The following is a 21193-nucleotide window of genomic DNA, read 5'->3' on the forward strand; positions in this document are numbered from 1 at the left end:
TTAGCGAATGTGCAACTTTGGAAAGGGAGCGGTTCGCGTGATAACGACAGTCTTGGCGCAAAATTGCTATTGCACGACGGATTCCTCTGAAATCTCGATAGTCGATTAAACCGAGACATTTACCGGGGGCCGGACAGCGCCACTTTCGAGCCAACGTGGGGCCAAAAGCCCAGTCGAAAGATCAGTATTCCTTTTCGTAAAAGATGCCGCCCTTGGCTTCGCCGGCATCGTTGGCCTCGCCGCGCAGCTTGACGCCGCGCCCGACATTGAGGTCGATCGTCGCCTTGCCCGAGCCCGGCTTGTCACCCTTCTGGATCGTCACATAGGTGCGGTCGTTGAGGTATTTGCCGGCCGAAACCGCCGTGCCGCCCTGCTCGTCCGTGGTGACGTCGAGATCGTCGACGCCGATGGCGCTGCGCAGGTTTTCCAGCAGTGACGTCGAGCCGCCGACCCCGGCCAGTTGCCCTGCCGCTTCGGCAAGCTGGGCGATCTGCAGCGGCGACAGGTTCGACATCGAGCGGCCGAAGATCAATTGCGCCAGCACCTCGTCCTCGGGCAATGCAGGCACCGAGGAGAAGATGAATTTCGGATTGGTCGCCTCGCCCGACACCAGTATGGTGACGGTGGCGCTGGTCGTCGTCGTTGTCGCCGTCAGGTTGAGATAGGGCACCAGCGAGCCCGAGAAGCCAACCGTGCCTTCGGTGAAGGTCAGCCGCTTGCCGAGGATCGTCAGCCGGCCGCGCTGCAAGGTGAAGGTGCCTACCGCTTGCGGCGACGAGGCCGGGCCGGTCAGCCTGAGCGAGCCGCCGAGTTCGGCATCGACGCCCCTGCCCTGGATGAATATCTGGTTCGGCGCATTGACCGTGACATCAAGGGTAAGGCCAGCGCCGCCGCCCTTGCCGCTTGTCGTCGGCGGCTGCAGCGCCTTGTCCTGCGCCCGTACCGCACCTGGCGCGTTCTTGTGCTTGACGTCGAGCGCCGTCAGCGAGCCCGGCAATTTGTCCGGAACCGTGATCACCGTCTTGGCGAGGTTGACGGTGCCGGCGATCACCGAAGCCGACGTCAGCGGTCCCTTTACCGTCAGGTCGCCGCCGAGATTGGCGGTCACGACCCTTCCATCCGTATAGCGGCCGTCGACCAGCTTGATCGACAGGTCGGCCGGGAAACCCTGCGCCGGGTTGATGCCGACGGTGCCGCTGGCCGACAGGCTGCCGCGCGTCGACAGCGTCCCGGTCAGCCGGTTGATCCTGGCGATGCCGCCGGAAATCGAGATATCGGCGGCGAGATCGTTGACGGCGAGGCCCGAGCGTGCATCGACCAGGCGCGCACCAGAGGTGCTGACGCTGCCGCCGATGACAGGCGACGTCGCGGGACCGCGCACCTGAACGTTGACATTGGCGGTTCCAGACAGCGCCAGGCCCTGCGCGGCGAGCTTCTGGCTGAGCAGGCCGAAGGGCACGGCGCCATTGAAGTCGAGCACCAGCGACGGCGTGCCGGCTGTCGTCACGGTGCCGCCTCCCTTGAGGCCAAGGCCGGCGCCATCGCTGACATTGGCGGTGAAGCCGAGCTTGTTGGCGGCAAAGGTGCCGGCCGAGGAAACACTCACCGCCCCGACACCGGCACCTCGGGTCTGCGACGTCTGCACCCCGGCCGCGTCGATGTTGAAGGCAACAGTGGGGTTCGCCGATGCACCCGTCACCTTCACCGTGCCCGAAATCGAACCGGCGGCGTCGAGACCGGCCGAGAAACTGTTGGCGAGCGACATCGGCACCCGCGCCAGCGTCGCGTTGATGTCGAGCGCCGCGCCGACCTTGCCCGTCACCGTCGCGGTGCCGCCGCCAAGGTTGAGCACCAGCCGGTCCAGCGTCGTCGTGCCATTGGCAATGCTGACTGTCGAGGCCTGGGCGATGGCCGCCTTGATGCCCTGGACGGTCGCCTGGCCGGACGCAAGCTCGATGGTCGTCGTGCCGTTGGCCACTTTCACGCGGCCAGCGGCCCGCGCCGGAATGCCCTTGACGGTTGCGCCTCCGGAAAAGCCGGTCCAGTCACCGTCGCGTTTCAAGTCGACATCGATGCCGCTGATCACGGTGCCCCCTGAAGTGACAGTGTCGGCGCGGATCTTTCCGGAGATCACGGGTAATGCCAGATAGTTGGCGACCAGCGCATCGATAGAGACAGCTTTGGCCTGAAGGTCGCCCCGCGAAATCGATGCCGTCGCCGCCTTGATCGCGACTTGCGGTGCGGTGCCATTCTTCGAAAAAGCAATCGTGCCGCGCACGTCGCCTTCGGCCTTTTCCAGCGCCAGTGCCGCCAGCGGCCCGATATCGGGCAGGTCGAGCGCGATAGTGCCGACCGGCACGAACTTCTCGTCCAGCGCCAGATCGCCCGAAATCCTGTTCTTACCCAGCGACAGCAGCAGGCCGTTGATGGCGCTCTTGCCGTCCGCCGTCGCCAGCACCGCGCTGCCTTGCAGCGCCTGGCCGGCGACATTGCCGGTCAGTTGCACATTCGCCGCCGGGTTGGCGGCATCGGCCTTGCCGGTGGCGGTCAGCTTCAGACCGATGATCTCGCGCGATGCCACCAGCAGCCTGTCACTGTCGACCGTCAGCGACAAATCCGGCGTGGTGGCTGACCCCTGTGCATTCAACGCGAAGGATACGGCGCCCTTGGCATCTTTCGACAGCAGCGAGATGTCGCTCAGCGCACCCTTGATGTCGGCGGCGAGTTTGTTGTCGGCAAGGCTGGCTTGCCCTTGCGCGGTCAGCGCGCCCGAGGCCAGCTTCAATCCATCGACATTGACATTGCCCGACGCATCACGCTTCAGCGCAGCGCTCAGTTGCGCGCGTTCGGCAAGCAGGCCGCGCACCGCCGCCGGCAGCGCCGTCGAGGCGGCATCGGCTTTCAAATTGAGGTCGATGGCGCCGTCGGCCAGCGATACCCGGCCGGTGAAGCCACTGTTCAGCGCATCGCTCGTCACCGAGCCGCTGTCGATGGTGACGGCGTCTGCGGCCAGGCTGCCGCCAACCTTGGCCGTGACCTTGCCGGCGATGAGCGGCGCGATGGTCGCATTGTCGAGACCGATCTTTTCCGCCGACACCGTGCCGGAGATCGGCCCCGTGCGGGTCTTCAAGTCAAAGGCATCGGAATGCAGGGCGACCGCTACGCCTTCGACCTTGGCCAGCTTTGTGGCAACCGAAGGCAGCGCCGCCGAAATGTCGAGCCGGGGCTGCGTGCCCTGCCCCGCTGCCTTCACCGAAAGCGCCTGCAGTTCGAGCTTGATCGGGCTTTCAACGCTGCCCAGCGTCAGCGGCAGGCTCGGTCCGGACGAGGCGAGGTCGAGGGCGAAATCGCTGGCGCCGTTCGGGTTGAGGGTGCCGGCCGCCTTGCCGGAAATCTTGTCGCCGGTCAGCGTCGCATGGTCGAGAACAACACCGCCGGCCATGGTGTAGCTGCCGGCCGCGTCGACAGCGAGCGGCCCGAGCCCGGCCTGGCGGGTCTGGCTGGTTTCGACGCCAGCAAGCCGCGCGTTGAAACTGACGTCGGGAGCGGCCGCCGATCCGGTCACCTGCGCCGTGCCGTCGAGCGTGCCCACCGCATCGAGACCGGGCGAAAAATCATTGGCGAGCGCTGCCGGCAATGCCGAAAATTGCGCCGCGAGGTCCAGCGTCTGGCCAACGGTACCGGATAAGGTCACCGAGCCGCCACCGACATCGAGCGCCAGTCTTTCGATGCGGGTCGTGCCGTTGGCGATGCTTAGCGTCGAAGCTTGAGCGATTGCCGCCTTGATGCCGCGAACGGTGGCTTCGCCCGAGGAGATCTCGACGCTGGTCGTGCCATCGGCGATCTTCACCCGGCCGGCAGCGGTCGCTGGAATCCCTGATATGGTGGCGCCGCCGGTGAAATTGGTCCAGTCGCCGTCGCGCTTCAGGTCGACGCCGATGGCGCCGATTTCGGTGGTTCCCGAGGTGACGCTGTCGGCCTTGATCGAACCAGCGATCGCCGGCGCCTTGAGATAGTTGGCAATCAGTGCATTGACGGTGATCGCCTTGGCCATCACCTCGCCGCGCGCGATCGACGTGCTCTTCGCGTCGATGGCGACCGAGGGCGCGTCGCCCTCCTTGGCAAAGCGGATGGTGCCGTCGATGTCGCCCGTCACCGCCTGGCCGGCAAGCGCGGCCAACTGGTCGATAGCGGGTGCCGCGAGCGTCAGCGTGCCGAGCGGCATGAATTTGTCGTCCAGCGCGAGATCGCCCGAGACCTTGTTGTCGCCCAGCGACACCAGGAAGCCATTGATCGAACGCTTGCCTTCGCTCGTCACCAGCGCCGCCTTGATGTCGAGCGGCTGGTCGTTGACGGAGCCGGTCAGCGAGACATCGGCGGCGGGGCTGGTGATGTCGGCCTTGCCGCTGGCCGTCAGCTTGATGCTCTTCACCGTGCGGCCCGAGGCCGTCAGGCTGTCGCTGCTGGCCGAGACCGTGAAATCCGGCGCCGTCATGGCGCCGCTTGCCGACAGTGCGAAATCGACGCCGCCGGCAACCGGCACGCCGACCGTCGGCGACAGCACGGAAACGTCGCCCAGTTTGCCCTTGATGTCGGCCTGGATGTCGGTGCCTTGCATGCTGGCCGTACCGGCGGCGCTGAGTGTACCGGAGGTGAATTCGATCGAGTTTGCGGCGAAGGATCCTTGCGGATCGCGCGTCGCGATGGCCGAGAATTTCACGCGGGCACCGAGCACCGACGCAATCTGCGGCGGCAAGGCCGTCGCCACGGCATCCGCGTTCATCTTGAGCTGCATCGACAGATCGGCGAGCGCCACGGTGGCCGTCAGCGAAGCGTTGAGCGCGTCGGAGCGCAGCGTGCCCTGGTCGATGGCAATGGCATCCTTGCTGATCGATCCGGCCAGATCGACACCGACCTTGCCGGTGATCAAGGGCGCCAACGTCGCCACGTCGGTCTTGAGGCCGCCCGCCTCCAGCTTGACAGTGACCGGCCCGGCGCGATTCTGGATGTCGAAACCGTCGGAATGGACCTGCGCCGCCAGATCGTCCAGGCGCGTACCACCGGCGACGATGGAAACGAAGGAGGCGCCGATATCGATGATCGGCGCCTTGCCGTCACCGAACGCGCGGGCGGTGACGTTGCTGATCGCCAGCGTGATCGGCTGCGCCTTGCTGCCGACGCTGATCACCACGGGCGGGCCTTTGGCGGCGAGTTCGACCGAAAGATCGCTGGCGCCGGCGGGATCGACGATGCCGGTGGCGGTGCCATGCACCGCATCGCTGTCGATGTTGGCGCGGTCGACACTGACGCCGCCGGCCGATGTGGCGGTGCCCGCGACATCGAAGCTGGTCTTGCCGGCAAACAGCGGCTTCAAATTCTCCGGCAGGAAGCGGGCGAAATCGCCATCCCCCTCGGCCTCTATGTAGTTTCCCTTGTCGGTCAGCTGGTGGCGGCCCGTCAGCTGAGTGACGATCTTGCCGTCGACCGCGAACGTGCCGATGCCGTTCCAGTTGGCGAGCGGTCCTGTACCCGAGACGATTATGTCGACGGGCGGCGTATCGGGCAATTTAAGCAGATTGGCGATGATGCCGCCTGCCGGTTCCGAGGCCTTGAGGTCGAGATCGAGCCTGTTGTCTGCCGGCGCAAAGTGGATTTTGGCGTCGACATTGCCCTGCTTGCCATCATGGCGGGTGACGTTGAGCGTCGTCTCGAACGCCAACGGCGCGGCGTCGGCCTTGAGCATCCCCTTGGCGGCAAGTTCGGCGATGCCGCTGCCGGCTAGGTCTTGTCCCAGCGCGATCTCGGGCAGGTCGATCTGCTTGATGTCGAGCGAAACCGGCAGCGTCGTCGCGCCGCCGCTCCGCGCCGGCTGCGTGCTGGCCACCGGCAACCGGGCGAGTTCTATGCGCTCGGCCGCGATGCGGTCGGCGCTGAAATTTTTCGACAGCAGCGCCAGCGGCGACCAGTCGACGGCCACCTTGCGCGCCACCAGCCAGGCGCCCTCCCGGTCTTCCAGCACGACATGGTCGACGCTGAGAGCCCCGGACCAGATGCCGTCGATGCCGCTGACCGTGATCTTGCGGTCGTCGCTCGAAGCCAGGCGCGAGATGATGCCGGCGAGATTGTCGCGTCCGCGCTCGGTCTTGGTCAGCACGACCAGCGCGCCGATCGCACCCGCGACCACGATCAGCAGCGTGTAAAGGACAATGCGGAAAATGCGCCAGACCGTCTTCATCGTCAAAACGCCTGTCCGATGCCGGCATAGATGCCGAAATGCGGATCGCTCGGATCGCGGTTGAGCGGCACGGCCGCATCGATGCGCAGTGGCCCGAACGGCGTCACATAGCGCAGGCCGACGCCGGCGCCGACCTTGACGTCGGCAAAATCGGGGAACGATTTGGTCGACACGGTGCCGGCATCGACAAATGGCACGATGCCGATCGTGTCGGTGACGGCGATGCGCATTTCGACCGAGGTCTCGAAGAAGGACAGACCGCCGATCGGCTGGCCGGTGAAATCCTTGGGGCCGATGCCCTGATAGGCATAGCCGCGCACCGAACCGCCGCCGCCGGAATAGAAGCGCCGGTCGGCCGGAACATTTTCAAGGCTGGTGCCGACGATCGAACCAATGGCGACACGTTCGGCCAGCACGAATTTCGAGGCCGAATCCAGCGACTGATAGGCCGATCCCTCGCCCTTCAGCTTGAGGAAAGCCGCGCCGCTTAAAATGTCGTAGCTGGGCTCCGCATAGGCCAGCACGCGGAAGCCGCTGGTCGGATTCAGCCGGTTGTCCCTGTTGTCATAGACATATTGCAGCGGAATGCTGGCGATCAGGTATTTGTGCTTGCCGAAAGCGTCGTGAATGCGTGAATAGTCGAGCGCCACCTCGGCCGAAACCGTCTGCTTCTTGGTCAGTTCGTAGGACAGGCCGGTGCTGCCCTTGACCGAGAAATGGTCATAGGCATCAGGATGTTCGAGCACTGTCTTGACGCTGGCGAAGAACTTCGATGCCGGCCCGATCACGCCGGGCTTCTCGAACATGATGCCGGCATTGTAGTTGAGCTCGCCGAGATCGTTGCTGCCGATGCCGCTGATCTTGCCGTCGATGCGCAGCTTTTCGGCCCGGCCAAACAGGTTGCGATGGCCCCAATAGCCTTCCAGGCCCAGCCCCTCGGTGTTGGAGAAGGTACCGCCGACTCCGAAATAGCGTGGTTTGCGCTCGCTGACCTGGACGCCGATCGGAATGTTGCCGTCGGCGTCGAGCGTGTCGGCTTCCTTGAACGTCACGCTGTTGAAGACCTCGAGCGCCAGCAGCCGGTCGCGCGCGTCGTCGATCTCTTGCGGCGAGTATTGCCGGCCGCGCTTGAGGCCGGTCATGTATTCGGTGAAGTCACGGTCGACCTTCTCGGTGCCTTCCACCGTGGTGGGGCCGTAGCCGGCGACCGGCCCGGCCGCGACCGTCAGCGTCACGTCCAGCGTCGAGGTGGCATGGTCGGCGACGATCTGGCGATCGGTTACCTTGGCCAGAGGCCTGCCTTGCTCTTTCAGCGTCCGCACGATCAGCGCCTCCGCCTTGAGCACCGCGCCGGACCCGGCGTCGCCGCCTGATATCAGGCCATAATCGGCGCTCATCAGGCCCGCCGCGTCGCCTTGCAGCCGGATATTGCCCAATGTGAATTTCGGCCCGCTGGCGATATCGATGACCACCGGGACCGGCTGCGGCCCCTTGAATTCGGCGTCCGGCGGCAAATCGTCGAGCGGCTTGCCCTCGATGGTGACGGTGACGACGCCTTCGTAGCGAGCATCGGCATAGAGCGCGGCGACAAGCTGTTCGCGATCGCCGCGCGCCTTGGCCATCAGCCCGAGCGAGCCGGAAACCGGACGTTCCTCGTCACTTTTCAGAGTCGAGGCGTTTTCGAGCTTCTTGACGAGATCCTTGTCGGCGTCGGGGGCATTGATGGTGACGGCGTAGCGCAGGGGGTCGACGATGTCGGCATCCTCGTCGCTGGACGATCCCCACAGTTTGATGCCGAAAAGCTCGAAAGCCGCCGCCGGCCGCGATTCGGCGACAAGCGCGCCCAAGCACATCATGGCCAAGAGCAGGGCGCGCGGAAGCACACGCCCTGGCGTGCCACCTCCTGACATCTGCTCTTCATGCGCCGGCATTAAGACAACCTAGGTTATAAAACTAAAATTGGAATGAAGTTCTGAAGCGCTCGTAAAGGGGCCACAATCCAATTGTCTGAAATAGGACGGGCTTGGAATTCACACCTTTTGCGTTGCCGCAAGAAAGCGTGATCCCCTGTCCTATGGAGGTACTACCGGCCATCGGCCGGAAAGGAAACCGTTGGCAGGCGGAACCCTGCCGCGTCCTTGTGTTGACAAGCCCGACTGAAGCTTGATCATGCCTGGACGTTAGCTGTGTCTGGAGGGGTGCTATGGCAATGCGCGCGGCTCGTGGTCTGTCGGTCCTGATTCTTCTGTTTTTTGCCTTGGCCAATGTCTTAGCCTGGAGCGGTATCGCGCAAGCGACTGAGTCCCGACGAATAGCGACGACGGACAATTCCGATTATTTCGGCTTTGATCTCAGATCCGACCAGAACGTCACGCTCGACCAGTGCAAGACGACATGTCTGGGCGATCCAGCCTGCCGCGCCTTCACCTACAACAAAAAAGCCAAATGGTGCTTCCTCAAATCCGACTACAACCAGCTGAAATCGTTCAGCGGCGCGGTCGCCGGCAAGGTCGTCAACATCGATGGCGATCCCGATATCGGCGCGCCGCCTGAACTCGCCTTCTTCCCCAACTGGATGGCCGATCAGGCCCAGCAATACCGCAACAAGTTGCTCGGCCCGGCCTATGACAAACCGACCGAGGGCATGGCGGCCCTGATGAACGCCGCCGAACAGGCCGTGCTGACCGGCGATCATCGCTCCGCCATGCTGAAATACGAGGCCGCGGTCTCGGTGCTGCCCGACGATGGCCAGCTTTGGCTCAACCTGGCGCGTGAAACGCTGGCAGTGCAGCCCGCCGCCAACACCTCAGATGCCTCCACTTTGCCGGCAAACGGCACCTCTGCCGCTTTCAATGCCTACAAGTTGCTGCGCACCACCAAGACGCGCGCCGAAGTGCTCGCGCTGCTCGGCAACGGCCTCGACAAGCGCGACCTCTACCGGCCGGCCCTGCAGGCATATGAGTCAAGCCTTGCCTTGAACCCTTCGCCGGCCGTCCAGGCCGACTATGCCGATCTCAAAGCCCGCAAGGGGTTCCGAGTCATCGACCACACCGTCGATGCCGACACCAGCGCGCCGCGCATCTGCGCGCAATTCTCCGAGGATCTGGTCAAGACCGGCGTCGACTATGCGCAGTTCGTCACCGTCGACAACGCGCCGCCCAAGGGCGTCGAGGCCAAGGACAAGCAGATCTGCGTCGAAGGGCTGGAGCACGGCCAGCATTACGACGTCACCTTCCGCGCCGGCCTGCCGGCGGCCATCGGCGAAGTGACCGCGGCCCCCGTGGTGCTGTCGATCTATGTCCAGGACCGCGCACCGTCCGCCCGCTTCACCGGTGACAGCTTCGTGCTGCCGGCCGGCGCGCGCCGCGGCATTCCGGTCGTCACCGTCAACATGAACGCCGCCGAAATGAAGCTCTATCGCATCGGCGACCGTTCGTTGGCGCAGCTTCTGTCAGGCTACCAGTTCCTGCACCAGCTCGACGGCTATGACATCTCCAACATTTCCGAGCAGATGGGCGCGCCGGTCTGGCAAGGCCAGCTCGACATCGCCAACGATCTCAACAAGGAGGTCACCACCTCCTTCCCGGTCGACGAAGCGCTGCCGCGGCGCAAGCCCGGCGTCTATGTGCTGACCGCCCAGGCCGTCAACGACAACAGCGACGACTATAATTCCATGGCCACGCAATGGTTCGTCGTCTCCGACATCGGCCTGTCGACTTATACCGGCCAGGACGGGCTCAATGTCTTTGCCCGTTCGCTGGGCGGTGCCAAGCCGATAGCAGGCGCCGAACTGACCCTGGTTGCCAGGAACAACGAGGTTCTCGGCACGGCGACATCAGATGCCGATGGCCACGCCGTCTTCAACCCCGGCCTCACGCGCGGCGACGGCGGCATGGTGCCGGCCGTGCTGATGGCCAAGCAGGGCGACGATGATTTCGTCTTCCTCGACATGGGCCGGGCCGGCTTCGACCTGTCCGACCGCGGCGTCACCGGGCGCGCGGCGCCAGGCGCGCTCGACGTCTATGCCTGGACCGAACGTGGTATTTACCGCGCTGGCGAGGATGTTCATGTCGCGGCCCTTGCCCGCGACGGCGCCGCCAAGGCGGTCGAAAACCTGCCGCTGACCTTCATCTTCTCGCGCCCGGACGGCGTCGAGGACCGCCGCATCGTCAGCGACGGCGCCTCTGCCGGCGGCCATGCCGTCGACCTGCCGCTCGAACCCAACGCCATGCGCGGCACCTGGTCGGTGTCGATCCATACCGATCCCAAGCAGGCGGCGGTGGCCAGCCAGATGTTCCTGGTCGAGGATTTCGTGCCGGATCGCATCGAATTCGACATGAAGGCCGACAAGCAGGAGATCGCGCAGGGCGAAACCGCCAACATTGATATTGACGGCCGCTTCCTCTATGGCGCGCCGGCGGCGGGCCTGGCGCTCGAAGGCGAGTTGACGCTGTCGACCTCGCGCGATTGGGACCGTTTCCAGGGCTTTTCCTTCGGCCTTGCCGACGAGCAGTCGGCGGAACCCACGGTCACCCCTTTCGCCGATCTGCCGGTGGTTGGCGATGACGGCAAGGTGACCTTCCCGGTCTCCGTCGAGCAGCTGCCCTCGACCACCAAGCTGGTCGACGCCAAGGTGACGGTCAGGATGCGCGAAACCGGTGGCCGCGCCATCGAGCGTTCGCTCAACATCGGCATCCGCCCGCAAGGCCATATGATCGGCATCCGCCCTGACTTCGCCGACAATGAAGTGCCGCAAGGCGGCACGGCGAAGTTCAGCCTGCTCGCCGTCGATCCCGACGGCAATCGTGAGGCCCTGAAAGGCGCCCAATGGACGCTGGTCAAGGTTGAACGCAATTACCAGTGGTACCGCTCCAACAATTCCTGGAACTACGAGCCGGTCACCTTCACCAAGTCGATCGCCAACGGCCAGATCGACCTCAGCGCCGATGGCGATGCAACGGTCTCCGTGCCGGTCGATTGGGGCCAATACCGGCTCGAGGTTGAAACCGCCGATCCAGAAGGACCGGCGACCAGCTACGAGTTCAATGCCGGCTGGTATGTCTCGTCGACCACCACCGAAACGCCTGACGGCCTCGAGATCGCCCTCGACAAGGACACCTATGCCGCCGGCGAAGTGGCCAAGCTGAAAGTCTCGCCGCATTTTGCCGGCGAACTTCTCATCAACATCGGTTCCGACAAGCTGTTGAAGACCGTCACGGCGTCAGTACCGGCCGGAGGCGGCACCGTCGATATTCCGGTCGGCGACGACTGGGGCGCCGGCGCCTATGTCACGGCAACCCTGTTCCGGCCGGGCGAGGCGCAGGAAACGCGCATGCCGGCCCGCGCCATCGGCGTGAAATGGCTGAAGGTCGATCCGAGCTCGAAGAAGCTCGCCATCACCCTGACGCCGCCGGACAAGACCATGCCGCGCCAGCAGCTGTCGATCCCGGTTTCCGTGGCCGGCGTGCAGCCGGGCAGCAATGCCTATGTCATGGTTGCCGCCGTCGATGTCGGCATCCTCAACCTGACCAACTACAAGGCGCCGGATCCGGAGAACTGGTTCTTCGGCCAGCGCATGCTGGGTATGGAAATCCGCGACATCTACGGTCGCCTGATCGACGGCTCGCTTGGCAACACCGGCAAGCTCAGGACCGGCGGCGACGGCGCCAACATGCAGGCCCAGGGCAGCCCGCCGACAGAAAAGCTGGTCGCCTTCTTCTCCGGTCCCGTCGAGCTTGACGCCGACGGCAAGGCACGGATCGACTTCGACATTCCGCAGTTCAACGGCACCGTGCGCGTCATGGCTGTCGCCTGGACCAAGGATGCGGTCGGCCATGCCCAGTCCGACGTCATCGTGCGCGATCCCGTCGTGATCACCGCCGGCCTGCCGCGCTTCCTGGCGCCTGGTGACGCCGCCGTCATGCGCCTCGATGTCGCTGACACCGATGGCCCCGTCGGCGACTATGCGCTGTCGATCGAAACGACGGGCGACCTGTCGACGGGCGACAAGCCGCTGCCCCAGAAGCTGACGCTCGCCCAGGGCAAGCGGCAGACGCTGACCGTGCCGCTGATCGCACGGACGGCCGGCAATGCCTCGCTTACCATCAAGCTCGCCCATGCCGATGGCACTACGGTCGAGCAGACGCTCTATGTGCCGGTGCGTCCGGCGCAATTGCCGGTCACCACCCGCCTGGTGGTCGACCTCAAGGGCAATGGCGGCGCGCTGCGGGTCGACAAGGAACTGCTGGCGGCAAGCCTGCTCGATGGCGCTTCCGTAAGCGTCGGCGTTACCCAAGCTGCCGCCTTCGACGTGCCGTCGCTGCTGATGACGCTCGACCGCTACCCCTATGGTTGCGCCGAGCAGACCACCAGCCGCGCCATGCCGCTTCTCTACGTCAATGAGCTGGCATCCGGCATCGGCATGGCCAGCGATCCCGATATCCACGGCCGCATCCAGGACGCCATCTACAAGGTTCTGAGCTACCAGGCCTCGGCCGGCAGCTTCGGCCTATGGGGTCCGGGCTCCGGCGATCTGTGGCTCGATGCATATGTCACCGACTTCCTGACCAGGGCGCGCGAGCAGAAATACGAGGTGCCTAGCCTGGCCATGAACCAGGCGTTGAGCAATTTGCAGAACTCGCTCGGCTACGACCAGAGCGTACAGGACCGCGGCAGCGAGATTGCCTATGCCCTCTACGTGCTGGCCCGCAACAAGAAGGCCTCGATCGGCGACCTGCGCTACTACGCGGACACCCAGCTCGAAGCTTTCTCGAGCCCGATGGCCGTTGCCCAACTGGCGGCGAGCCTGGCGCTCTATGGCGATACGCCGCGCGCCGAAGCGACGTTCAAGACCGCCCTGCAGCTCGCCAAGTCGACCACCGACTACGACTACTACCGCTCCGATTACGGCTCGCGGCTGCGTGACGGTGCGTCGATGCTGGCGCTGGCGGCGGAATCGAAGCCGGTGCCAACGATCGTGCCGGAACTGATCAAGCTGGTGACCAGGGAACGCGCCGAAGCCCGCTGGACCAGCACCCAGGACGAATCCTGGATGCTGCTGGCGGCCCGCGCGCTGAAGGAAGGCAATGATTCGATCACGCTGGCCGTCAATGGCGCGCCGCACTCCGGCGGCTATTCCAACCAGGTCGACGGCAGTGACCTGATAGACAGCCCGCTGACCATCGCCAACACCGGCAAAACTCCGCTGCAGGCCGTCGTCACCGCCGTGGCGTCGCCGATCCAGCCCTTGCCGGCCGGCGGCGACGGCTTCACCATCGCTCGCACCTACTACAAGCTCGATGGCACCGAAGCCAATGTCACCGAGGCGACACAGAACGAACGCTATGTCGTCGTGCTCAAGGTCAACGAGCAGAACAAATGGCCGTCGCGCCTGCTGATCACCGACCTGTTGCCAGCCGGCTTCGAGATCGACAACCCCGGCCTGGTCTCCAGCGCCCAGTTGACGAACTTCTCGTGGCTGGCGCAGACCGATGCGGCCCATCTCGAATTCCGCGACGACCGTTTCGTCGCGGCGTTCAACCCGGCCGACGGCGACCACGACCACAATTTGACCCTCGCCTATGTCGTGCGCGCGGTGACGCCTGGCACCTATGCGCATCCGGCGGCAACGGTGGAAGACATGTACCGGCCGCAATATTCGGCCCGCACCGCCACCGGCATGATGGAGATCAAGGCGCCGTAAGGCGCCTTGGTGACGATCATGATTAGGACGATGGCGCTGCCCCTCATCCGCCTGCCGGCACCTTCTCCTCGTATAGAGACGGGGAGAAGGGTGCTGTCGCGATCGTCGGCACCCGTTCTGAAACGTGGCAAGTCGGCGAAAGCCTCAATGCAGGCCCCTTTCTCCCCGTCTCTATACGGGGAGAAATGCCCGGCAGGGCAATGAGGGCAGCGCCATGCTTTCAAGAAAACACCTCCGTCGCGCCGCCATTGCCGCAGCTTCCTGCACTGGCATTCTCGCTCTCTCTGCCGCTACTCTCTGGGAATTCGACCGCGCCTTCCCGCCCCCGCTGCCGGCCGAACTCACGGTCTCCACCGAAGTCCAGGACCGCGACGGCCAGCTGCTGCGCGCCTTCGCCACGCCGGACGGTTACTGGCGGCTGGAAACCCGGCTCGACCAGGTCGACATGCAATTCGTCGACATGCTGGTCACCTACGAGGACAAGCGTTTCTGGGATCATGAAGGCGTCGACGTGCTGGCGCTGGCCCGTGCTGCCGGCCAGTTCGCCACCAGCGGCCGCATCGTCTCCGGCGGCTCGACCCTGTCGATGCAGCTTGCCCGGCTGATCGAGCCGCGCGAAAGCCGCAGCCTCGGCTCCAAGATCAAGCAGATGCTGCGCGCCATCCAAATCGAGCGGCGGCTGTCCAAGCGCGAGATCCTCGAGCGCTACCTGACGCTGGCCCCTTATGGCGGCAATCTGGAAGGCGTCCGCGCAGCGTCCCTCGCCTATTTCGGCAAGGAGCCGAAGCGGCTCACAGTCTCCGAGGCCGCCCTGCTCGTCGCTTTGCCGCAGCTGCCGGAAAAGCGCCGGCCCGACCGCAACCTGAAAATCGCCCACGCCGCCCGCGACCGGGTGCTGACCCGCATGGTGTCCTCCGGCCTGCTCGGCGAGCATGAGGCCGCACGCGCCGCCCTCGACGATGTGGCGGGCCTGCGCCGCACGCTGCCGACGCTCGCCGCGCACGCCGCCTATGCGATGCTGCCCAAGGCCGTCCCCGGCCAGCCCTTGCAGCTGACGATCCGCAAGAGCGTCCAGGAAGGGCTGGAGCAGGTGGCGAGGGATGCGGCCGCCAAGCTCGGGCCTCGCCTATCGGTCGCCATGGTGCTGGCCGACTCCCGCACCGGCGACATTCTCGGCGAAGTCGGCTCGGCCAATTTCTTCGACGCCAGCCGCTCCGGCTGGATCGACATGACCAAGATCGTCCGCTCGCCCGGCTCGACGCTGAAGCCGTTCATCTACGGTCTTGCCTTCGAACAGGGGCTGGTGGCGCAGGAAACGCTGATCGATGACAGCCCTGTCGATTTCTCCGGCTACCGGCCGAAGAATTTCGACATGGGCTATCAGGGCGACGTCAGCATCCGGCAAGCGCTGCAACTGTCGCTCAACGTGCCGGCGATCCGCGTGCTCGACGCGGTCGGACCAACGCGCCTGATGGCGCGCTTCCGCCAGGCTGGCGTCGTCCCCGTGCTGCCGGTCAACGAGGCGCCGGGCCTGGCCATCGGCCTCGGTGGCGTCGGGATAACACTACGCGACCTCGTCCAGCTCTACATAGGGCTCGCGAATGGCGGCAAGACGCACACGCTGCATGACGGCACCGAGCCTGCCAATGCCGAGCGCACCACCGCCACCATTCTCGACGGTCAGGCCAACTGGCAGATCATCGACATTCTGTCGGGCGTCAAGCCGCCCGAGGGGGCCTCGCAGCGCGGCATCGCCTACAAGACCGGCACCTCCTACGGCTATCGCGACGCCTGGTCGGTCGGCTTCGACGGCCGCTATGTGCTGGGTGTCTGGGTCGGCCGCCCCGACGCCGGAGCGGTGCCGGGCCTGTCCGGCTATGTCTCGGCCGCTCCCATCCTCTTCGAGGGTTTTGTCCGCTCGGGCCTGGCCATCGTGCCGTTGCCGGGCAAGCCGCCAGGCGTGTTCAGCCCCAGGCGCGAGGATCTGCCGGTGACGCTCGCTCGCTTCGGCGCCGGGGCGGACGGCCTCGTGCAGGCAACAGTGACCGAACCCGCGCCGACCATCATCTTCCCGCCCGACGGCGCCCGCGTCGATCTCGGCACCAGCTCTGCCGACGCCTCGCCGCTGGTGCTGAAGCTGCAAGGCGGCCGCGCGCCGTTCCGCTGGCTGGCCAACGGCAAACCGCTCGCCGGCATCGATCGTCGCCGCACCGCGACCTGGCAACCCGATGGCGCCGGCTATTCGACGCTGACCGTGATCGACGCCGCGGGACGCGCGGCAAGCGTCAAGGTGTTTGTCGAATAGACCGAGCCAAGCGATTCATCGAATTGGCTTTCTACATCGTCAGCGATAGCCAGGATACTTGCTCCATGCCTGTTCCGAGGCACAATCCTCGATCGTTGGTAGCCTCAGCGCTGGCAGCAATGATTCTTGTCGTGGCAGTCACCCTTCCCGCTTTGGCCGACGCCCTGCCCGCCGGCTTCGTCCGGCTCGCCGATATCGACCCCTCGATCCGCCAGGACATCCGATACGCCGGATCGGACAATTTTCTGCATCGCAAGGTGATCGGCTATGACGCGCCGGCCTGCATCCTCACCGAGCAGGCGGCAGAGGCACTCAGCCGTGTCCAGAAGGCGATCGCCGTCAAAAGCCTGACGCTGGTCGTGTTCGACTGCTACCGCCCTGCCCGCGCCGTCGCCGACATGGGCGAATGGACGAGACAAGGCGGGCCGCCCGATCCGCAATGGCATCCGAAGGTCCAGCGAGGCGATCTGATCGCCAAGGGCTATGTCGGAGATCAATCGACCCATTCGCGTGGTTCAACCGTCGACGTCGCCATCGCCCGGACGGATCGCAGGTCCAGCCCGAACCCAGCCTGTGGCGCATTCAATGCCGACACGCTCGATTTCGGCACCGGTTTCGACTGCTTTGACCCGACGAGCGAAACTGCCCACCGCGGCCTCGCCGGTGAAGCAGTGTCAAACCGCAAGATGCTTGTCGACGCCATGCGCACCGGCGGTTTCAAGAACTATGCACGCGAATGGTGGCACTTCACGCTGGCGAACGAACCGTTCGCCAAGGAGCGTTTCGATTTTCCCATCACCGCCGATTGAGGCGCCGGACTAAATTCCACACGGCCTTGCCTCGGCACTGCTCATCTCTAAATAGGTTGGATGGCCGGCAGGATTTCTCCCGGAGACACAGGAGGAAAATATTTCTCCATGCCGCGAAGGATCGTCGAATATTTTCTCCAGAGGGGCAAAAAAGGCAACATTCAATGCATCTAATTTCTACCAATTCGGTAGATTTGCCGTGGGTTCAACGGAGGCAGAAATGACCAAACCTCATTTCAGGAAACTGCTCGGCGCACTGGTCGCCACATCTGTCCAGTTCGGCACGCTCGGTTTCGCGTTTGCCGACACCACCATTCTCAACGTGTCCTACGATCCGACACGCGAACTCTACAGGGCCTATGACGAAGCCTTCGTCGCCCATTGGAAAGCCGAGACCGGCGAGACGGTCACCGTCCAGCAGTCGCATGGCGGATCGGGCGCCCAGGCCCGCGCCGTGATCGACGGCCTCGACGCCGACGTGGTGACACTGGCGCTCGAAGGCGACATCAACGCCATCGTCTCGAAATCGAAGAAGATCAACCCTGACTGGCGCACCGAATTCGAAAACAATTCAGCACCTTACACCTCGACCATCATCTTCCTTGTCCGCAAGGGCAATCCCAAGGGCATCCACGACTGGAGCGACCTCGTCAGGGACGGCGTCCAAGTGATCACGCCCAATCCCAAGACCTCCGGCGGCGCACGCTGGAACTATCTCGCCGCCTGGGCCTACGCCAACGCCCATGATGGCGGTGACGAGGCCAAGAACAAGGAATTCGTCGGCAAGCTTTACGCCAATGCCCCGGTGCTCGACACCGGCGCGCGCGGCTCGACCGTGACCTTCGCGCAAAAGGGCATCGGCGATGTGCTGATCGGCTGGGAAAACGATGCCTATCTGGCACTCGACGAATTCGGCGCCGACAATTTCGACATAGTCTATCCGCCGACATCGATCCTGGCCGAGCCGCCGGTGGCGATTGTCGACGCCAATGTCGACGCCAAGGGCACGCGCAAGGTCGCCGAAGCCTATCTGGGCTGGCTCTATTCCAAGGAAGCGCAGACGATCATCGCCAAGAACCACTATCGTCCGGCCAAGCCCGAACTTGTGGCGCCGGCGGATCTGCCCAAGACACCTGATATCAAGCTGATCTCCATCGACGATCCGCTTTTTGGCGGCTGGAAGAAGGCGCAGCCTTATCATTTCGGCGATGGTGGTATATTCGACCAGATCTACAAGCCGGCCCAGTGAGCTAAATCTAGATCAGGACGCTATGACCACAGCACCCGCGCAGGCGGGGTGGCGGTTCAGACAGCCGAGTGTCATTCCGGGTTTCGGATTGACGCTCGGCTTCTCGCTTGCCTACCTCACCCTCATCATCCTCATCCCGCTGTCCGGGCTGATCTGGCGCTCGGCCGCCCTTGGCTGGCCCGAGTTCTGGGCAATCGCAACCGACCGTCGCACCGTCAACGCGCTGGAAATCAGCTTCGGCACCGCCTTCATCGCGGCTGCCGTCAACGTCGTCTTCGGCACGCTCGTCGCCTGGGTGCTGGTGCGCTACCGCTTTCCCGGCCGCCGCATCGTCGATGCCATGGTCGACCTTCCCTTCGCCTTGCCGACGGCAGTAGCCGGCATCGCGCTGACCACGCTCTACGCGCCGAACGGCTGGATCGGCAAATTGCTGATGCCGCTTGGCATCAAGGTCGCCTACACGCCACTTGGCATCGTCATTGCGCTGGTCTTCATCGGCCTGCCCTTCGTCGTGCGCACGGTGCAGCCGATCATGGAGGAGATTGACAAGGAGGTGGAGGAAGCCGCCGCCACGCTTGGCGCCAGCCGCTTCCAGATCATCACCCGCATCCTGTTTCCGGGCCTGGCGCCGGCCATCATCACCGGCTTTTCGCTGGCCTTCGCGCGCGGCGTTGGCGAATACGGCTCGGTCATCTTCATCGCCGGCAATTTGCCTTACAAATCCGAGATCGCGCCGCTTCTGATCGTCATCCGCCTGGAGGAATACAATTATCCGGCAGCGACCGCGATCGCGGCGGTCATGCTGTTTTTGTCGTTCTTGATGCTTTTGATCGTCAATCTCGCACAGTCATGGAGTCGCAAGCGCTATGGCTGATCCCGAGATCAAATCCTACCAACCCTATCATGAGAGCCGCTCGGCGGCGGTGACCGAGAGCCGGCCGGCGCAAGCCATCCTGATGGCTTTCGTCTTCGCTTTCCTTGGCATCTTTCTGCTCCTGCCGCTGATCGTCCTCTTCCACGAGGCGCTGGCAAAAGGCGTCAGTGCCTATACGCAGTCGCTGAGTGACGCCGACACGCGCTCGGCGATCCGGCTGACCCTGCTGGTGGCGGCGATTTCGGTGCCGCTCAACATCGTCTTCGGCATCTCCGCCGCCTGGGCGATTGCCAAGTTCGAGTTCAAGGGCAAGGCCTTCCTGACCACGCTGATCGACCTGCCTTTCTCGGTCTCGCCGGTCATATCGGGCCTTGTCTATGTGCTTTTGTTCGGCGCCCAGGGTCTGCTCGGCGGCTGGCTGAAAGCGCATGGCATCGTCATCCTGTTTGCCGTGCCGGGCATCGTGCTGGCCACCGTCTTTGTCACCTTTCCCTTCGTCGCCCGCGAGTTGATCCCGCTGATGCAGGAACAGGGCAATGGCGACGAGGAAGCAGCCCTTTCGCTTGGCGCGAATGGCTGGCAGACCTTCTGGTACGTGACCTTGCCCAATGTCAAATGGGGGCTGCTCTATGGCGTGCTTTTGTGCAATGCGCGGGCCATGGGCGAGTTCGGCGCGGTGTCGGTGGTGTCGGGCCACATACGCGGCCTGACCAACACAATGCCGCTGCATGTCGAAATCCTCTATAACGAGTACAACGCCGTCGGCGCCTTCGCCGTCGCTTCATTGCTTGCGGGCCTGGCGCTCGTGACGCTGGTCTTGAAAACAATTCTCGAGATGCGCTACGGCGCCGAGATCGCCGCCACGCGCGGACACTAGAGGGTTCAGTAGATGGAAGTCCGCGTTGCCAACGTGCGCAAGGAATTTGACCGGTTTCCGGCGCTTCACGACGTATCGCTCGACATCAAGTCGGGCGAGCTGATCGCGTTGCTGGGTCCGTCCGGGTCCGGCAAGACGACGCTGCTCAGGCTGATCGCAGGGCTGGAGCGGCCGACGCGGGGAAATATCTTCTTCGGCGACGAGGACGCCTCGCAAAAGTCGATCCAGGACCGCAATGTCGGCTTCGTCTTCCAGCACTATGCGCTGTTCCGGCACATGACGGTGGCCGACAATATCGGCTTCGGCCTGAAGGTCCGGCACGGGCCGTCGCGCCCGCCGGCGCGGGAGATCCGCCGTCGTGCCTCCGAGCTTCTCGATCTCGTCCAGCTTTCGGGCCTGGAAAAGCGCTATCCGGCACAGCTCTCCGGCGGCCAGCGCCAGCGCGTGGCACTGGCCCGCGCCATGGCCATCGAACCCAAGGTGCTGCTGCTCGACGAGCCGTTCGGCGCCCTCGATGCGCAGGTGCGCCGGGAGTTGCGTCGCTGGCTGCGCGAAATCCACGACGCCACCGGCCACACAACCGTCTTCGTCACCCACGACCAGGAAGAGGCGCTGGAGCTTGCCGACCGCGTCGTGGTGATGAGCCAGGGCCGCATAGAGCAGGTCGGCACCGCCGACGACATCTACGACACGCCGAACTCGCCCTTCGTCTACGGCTTCATCGGTGAATCGAGCTCGCTTCCCGTCAAGGTCGAAAATGGCGAGATCTGGCTCGCCGATCGCCCGATCGGGCTTGCCGCGCCCAACGAACCCTCGGGCGATGCGACGCTTTACTTCCGCCCGCACGATGTCGAATTGCTGGACGGCTGCAGCGGCTGCATCGCCGGCACGGTCGCCGCCAGCCGTCGCGTCGCCGGCACGCGTCGCGTGGAACTCGAGATCGGTGGCGAGCGCCAGCGGGTCGAAATCGAACTGCCAGTCAATCACCCAGCGGCGCAGAAGAGCCGGGTGGCGTTCCGCCCCGGACGCTGGAAGCTGTTTCCGGCTGCTTGATCCGAGATCGGGCCCTAATGCATGTCGCCCAAAGTGCGCCGCGGTTTTGGCATAACGACATGTGCAAAACCACGGTTTAAAGCGCGATG

At 64.5% G+C, this 21193-nt stretch carries 9 protein-coding genes; 7 read left to right on the forward strand and 2 right to left on the reverse strand.

Annotation, left to right across the window (positions count from 1 at the left end; translation table 11 throughout):
• Positions 1 to 181 precede the first annotated feature (181 nt).
• Together NKH03_RS05050 and NKH03_RS05055 are read right to left on the reverse strand one after the other, a co-directional pair.
• A complete protein-coding gene (locus NKH03_RS05050; protein ID WP_352967412.1) occupies positions 182 to 6235 on the reverse strand; it encodes a translocation/assembly module TamB domain-containing protein in 6054 nt (2017 codons plus the stop codon).
• 2 nt (positions 6236 to 6237) lie between these two features.
• Complete coding sequence (locus NKH03_RS05055; protein WP_352967414.1) at positions 6238 to 8166, reverse strand: autotransporter assembly complex protein TamA; 1929 nt, start codon at positions 8164 to 8166, stop codon at positions 6238 to 6240.
• Between the two features lie 272 nt (positions 8167 to 8438).
• On the opposite strand from NKH03_RS05055, the gene NKH03_RS05060 reads away from it, so the two are divergent.
• The 7 genes from NKH03_RS05060 to NKH03_RS05090 all read left to right on the forward strand — a co-directional run bounded on the left by NKH03_RS05060 (position 8439) and on the right by NKH03_RS05090 (position 21104).
• Positions 8439 to 13937 (forward strand): alpha-2-macroglobulin family protein, encoded by a 5499-nt coding sequence (locus tag NKH03_RS05060; protein WP_352967416.1) that lies wholly within the window; start codon positions 8439 to 8441, stop codon positions 13935 to 13937.
• A 214-nt stretch (positions 13938 to 14151) separates the two neighbouring features.
• Positions 14152 to 16242 (forward strand): penicillin-binding protein 1C, encoded by a 2091-nt coding sequence (gene pbpC, locus NKH03_RS05065; RefSeq protein WP_352967418.1) that lies wholly within the window; start codon positions 14152 to 14154, stop codon positions 16240 to 16242.
• Between the two features lie 131 nt (positions 16243 to 16373).
• Positions 16374 to 17051 carry a M15 family metallopeptidase gene (locus NKH03_RS05070; protein WP_502913484.1) on the forward strand — a complete coding sequence of 226 codons (678 nt, stop codon included), beginning with the start codon at positions 16374 to 16376 and terminating at the stop codon, positions 17049 to 17051.
• Positions 17052 to 17271: 220 nt separating this feature from the next.
• Positions 17272 to 18300 (forward strand): sulfate ABC transporter substrate-binding protein, encoded by a 1029-nt coding sequence (locus NKH03_RS05075; RefSeq protein ID WP_352865536.1) that lies wholly within the window; start codon positions 17272 to 17274, stop codon positions 18298 to 18300.
• Positions 18301 to 18322: 22 nt separating this feature from the next.
• The gene (gene cysT, locus NKH03_RS05080) at positions 18323 to 19174 is read left to right on the forward strand and encodes a sulfate ABC transporter permease subunit CysT (protein WP_352865538.1); all 852 of its coding nucleotides are present in this window, start codon (positions 18323 to 18325) and stop codon (positions 19172 to 19174) included.
• Positions 19167 to 20051, forward strand: coding sequence for a sulfate ABC transporter permease subunit CysW (gene cysW / locus NKH03_RS05085; RefSeq protein ID WP_352865541.1), 885 nt, complete (start codon positions 19167 to 19169; stop codon positions 20049 to 20051). Before cysT ends, cysW begins: the two co-directional genes overlap by 8 nt.
• A gap of 12 nt (positions 20052 to 20063) precedes the next feature.
• Entirely contained in the window at positions 20064 to 21104 is a 1041-nt protein-coding gene (locus NKH03_RS05090) for a sulfate/molybdate ABC transporter ATP-binding protein (protein WP_352967422.1), read from the forward strand.
• Positions 21105 to 21193: the final 89 nt, after the last annotated feature.

The organism is Mesorhizobium sp. M1406, from assembly GCF_040317555.1.
Taxonomy (GTDB): domain Bacteria; phylum Pseudomonadota; class Alphaproteobacteria; order Rhizobiales; family Rhizobiaceae; genus Mesorhizobium.

Coding starts and splice junctions, on each gene's coding strand:
- pbpC (WP_352967418.1), top strand. CDS start 14,152: ATGCTTTCAAGAAAACACCTCCGTCGCGCCGCCATTGCCGCAGCTTCC.
- NKH03_RS05060 (WP_352967416.1), top strand. CDS start 8,439: ATGGCAATGCGCGCGGCTCGTGGTCTGTCGGTCCTGATTCTTCTGTTT.
- NKH03_RS05055 (WP_352967414.1), bottom strand. CDS start 8,166: ATGCCGGCGCATGAAGAGCAGATGTCAGGAGGTGGCACGCCAGGGCGT.
- cysT (WP_352865538.1), top strand. CDS start 18,323: ATGACCACAGCACCCGCGCAGGCGGGGTGGCGGTTCAGACAGCCGAGT.
- NKH03_RS05090 (WP_352967422.1), top strand. CDS start 20,064: ATGGAAGTCCGCGTTGCCAACGTGCGCAAGGAATTTGACCGGTTTCCG.
- NKH03_RS05050 (WP_352967412.1), bottom strand. CDS start 6,235: ATGAAGACGGTCTGGCGCATTTTCCGCATTGTCCTTTACACGCTGCTG.
- NKH03_RS05075 (WP_352865536.1), top strand. CDS start 17,272: ATGACCAAACCTCATTTCAGGAAACTGCTCGGCGCACTGGTCGCCACA.
- cysW (WP_352865541.1), top strand. CDS start 19,167: ATGGCTGATCCCGAGATCAAATCCTACCAACCCTATCATGAGAGCCGC.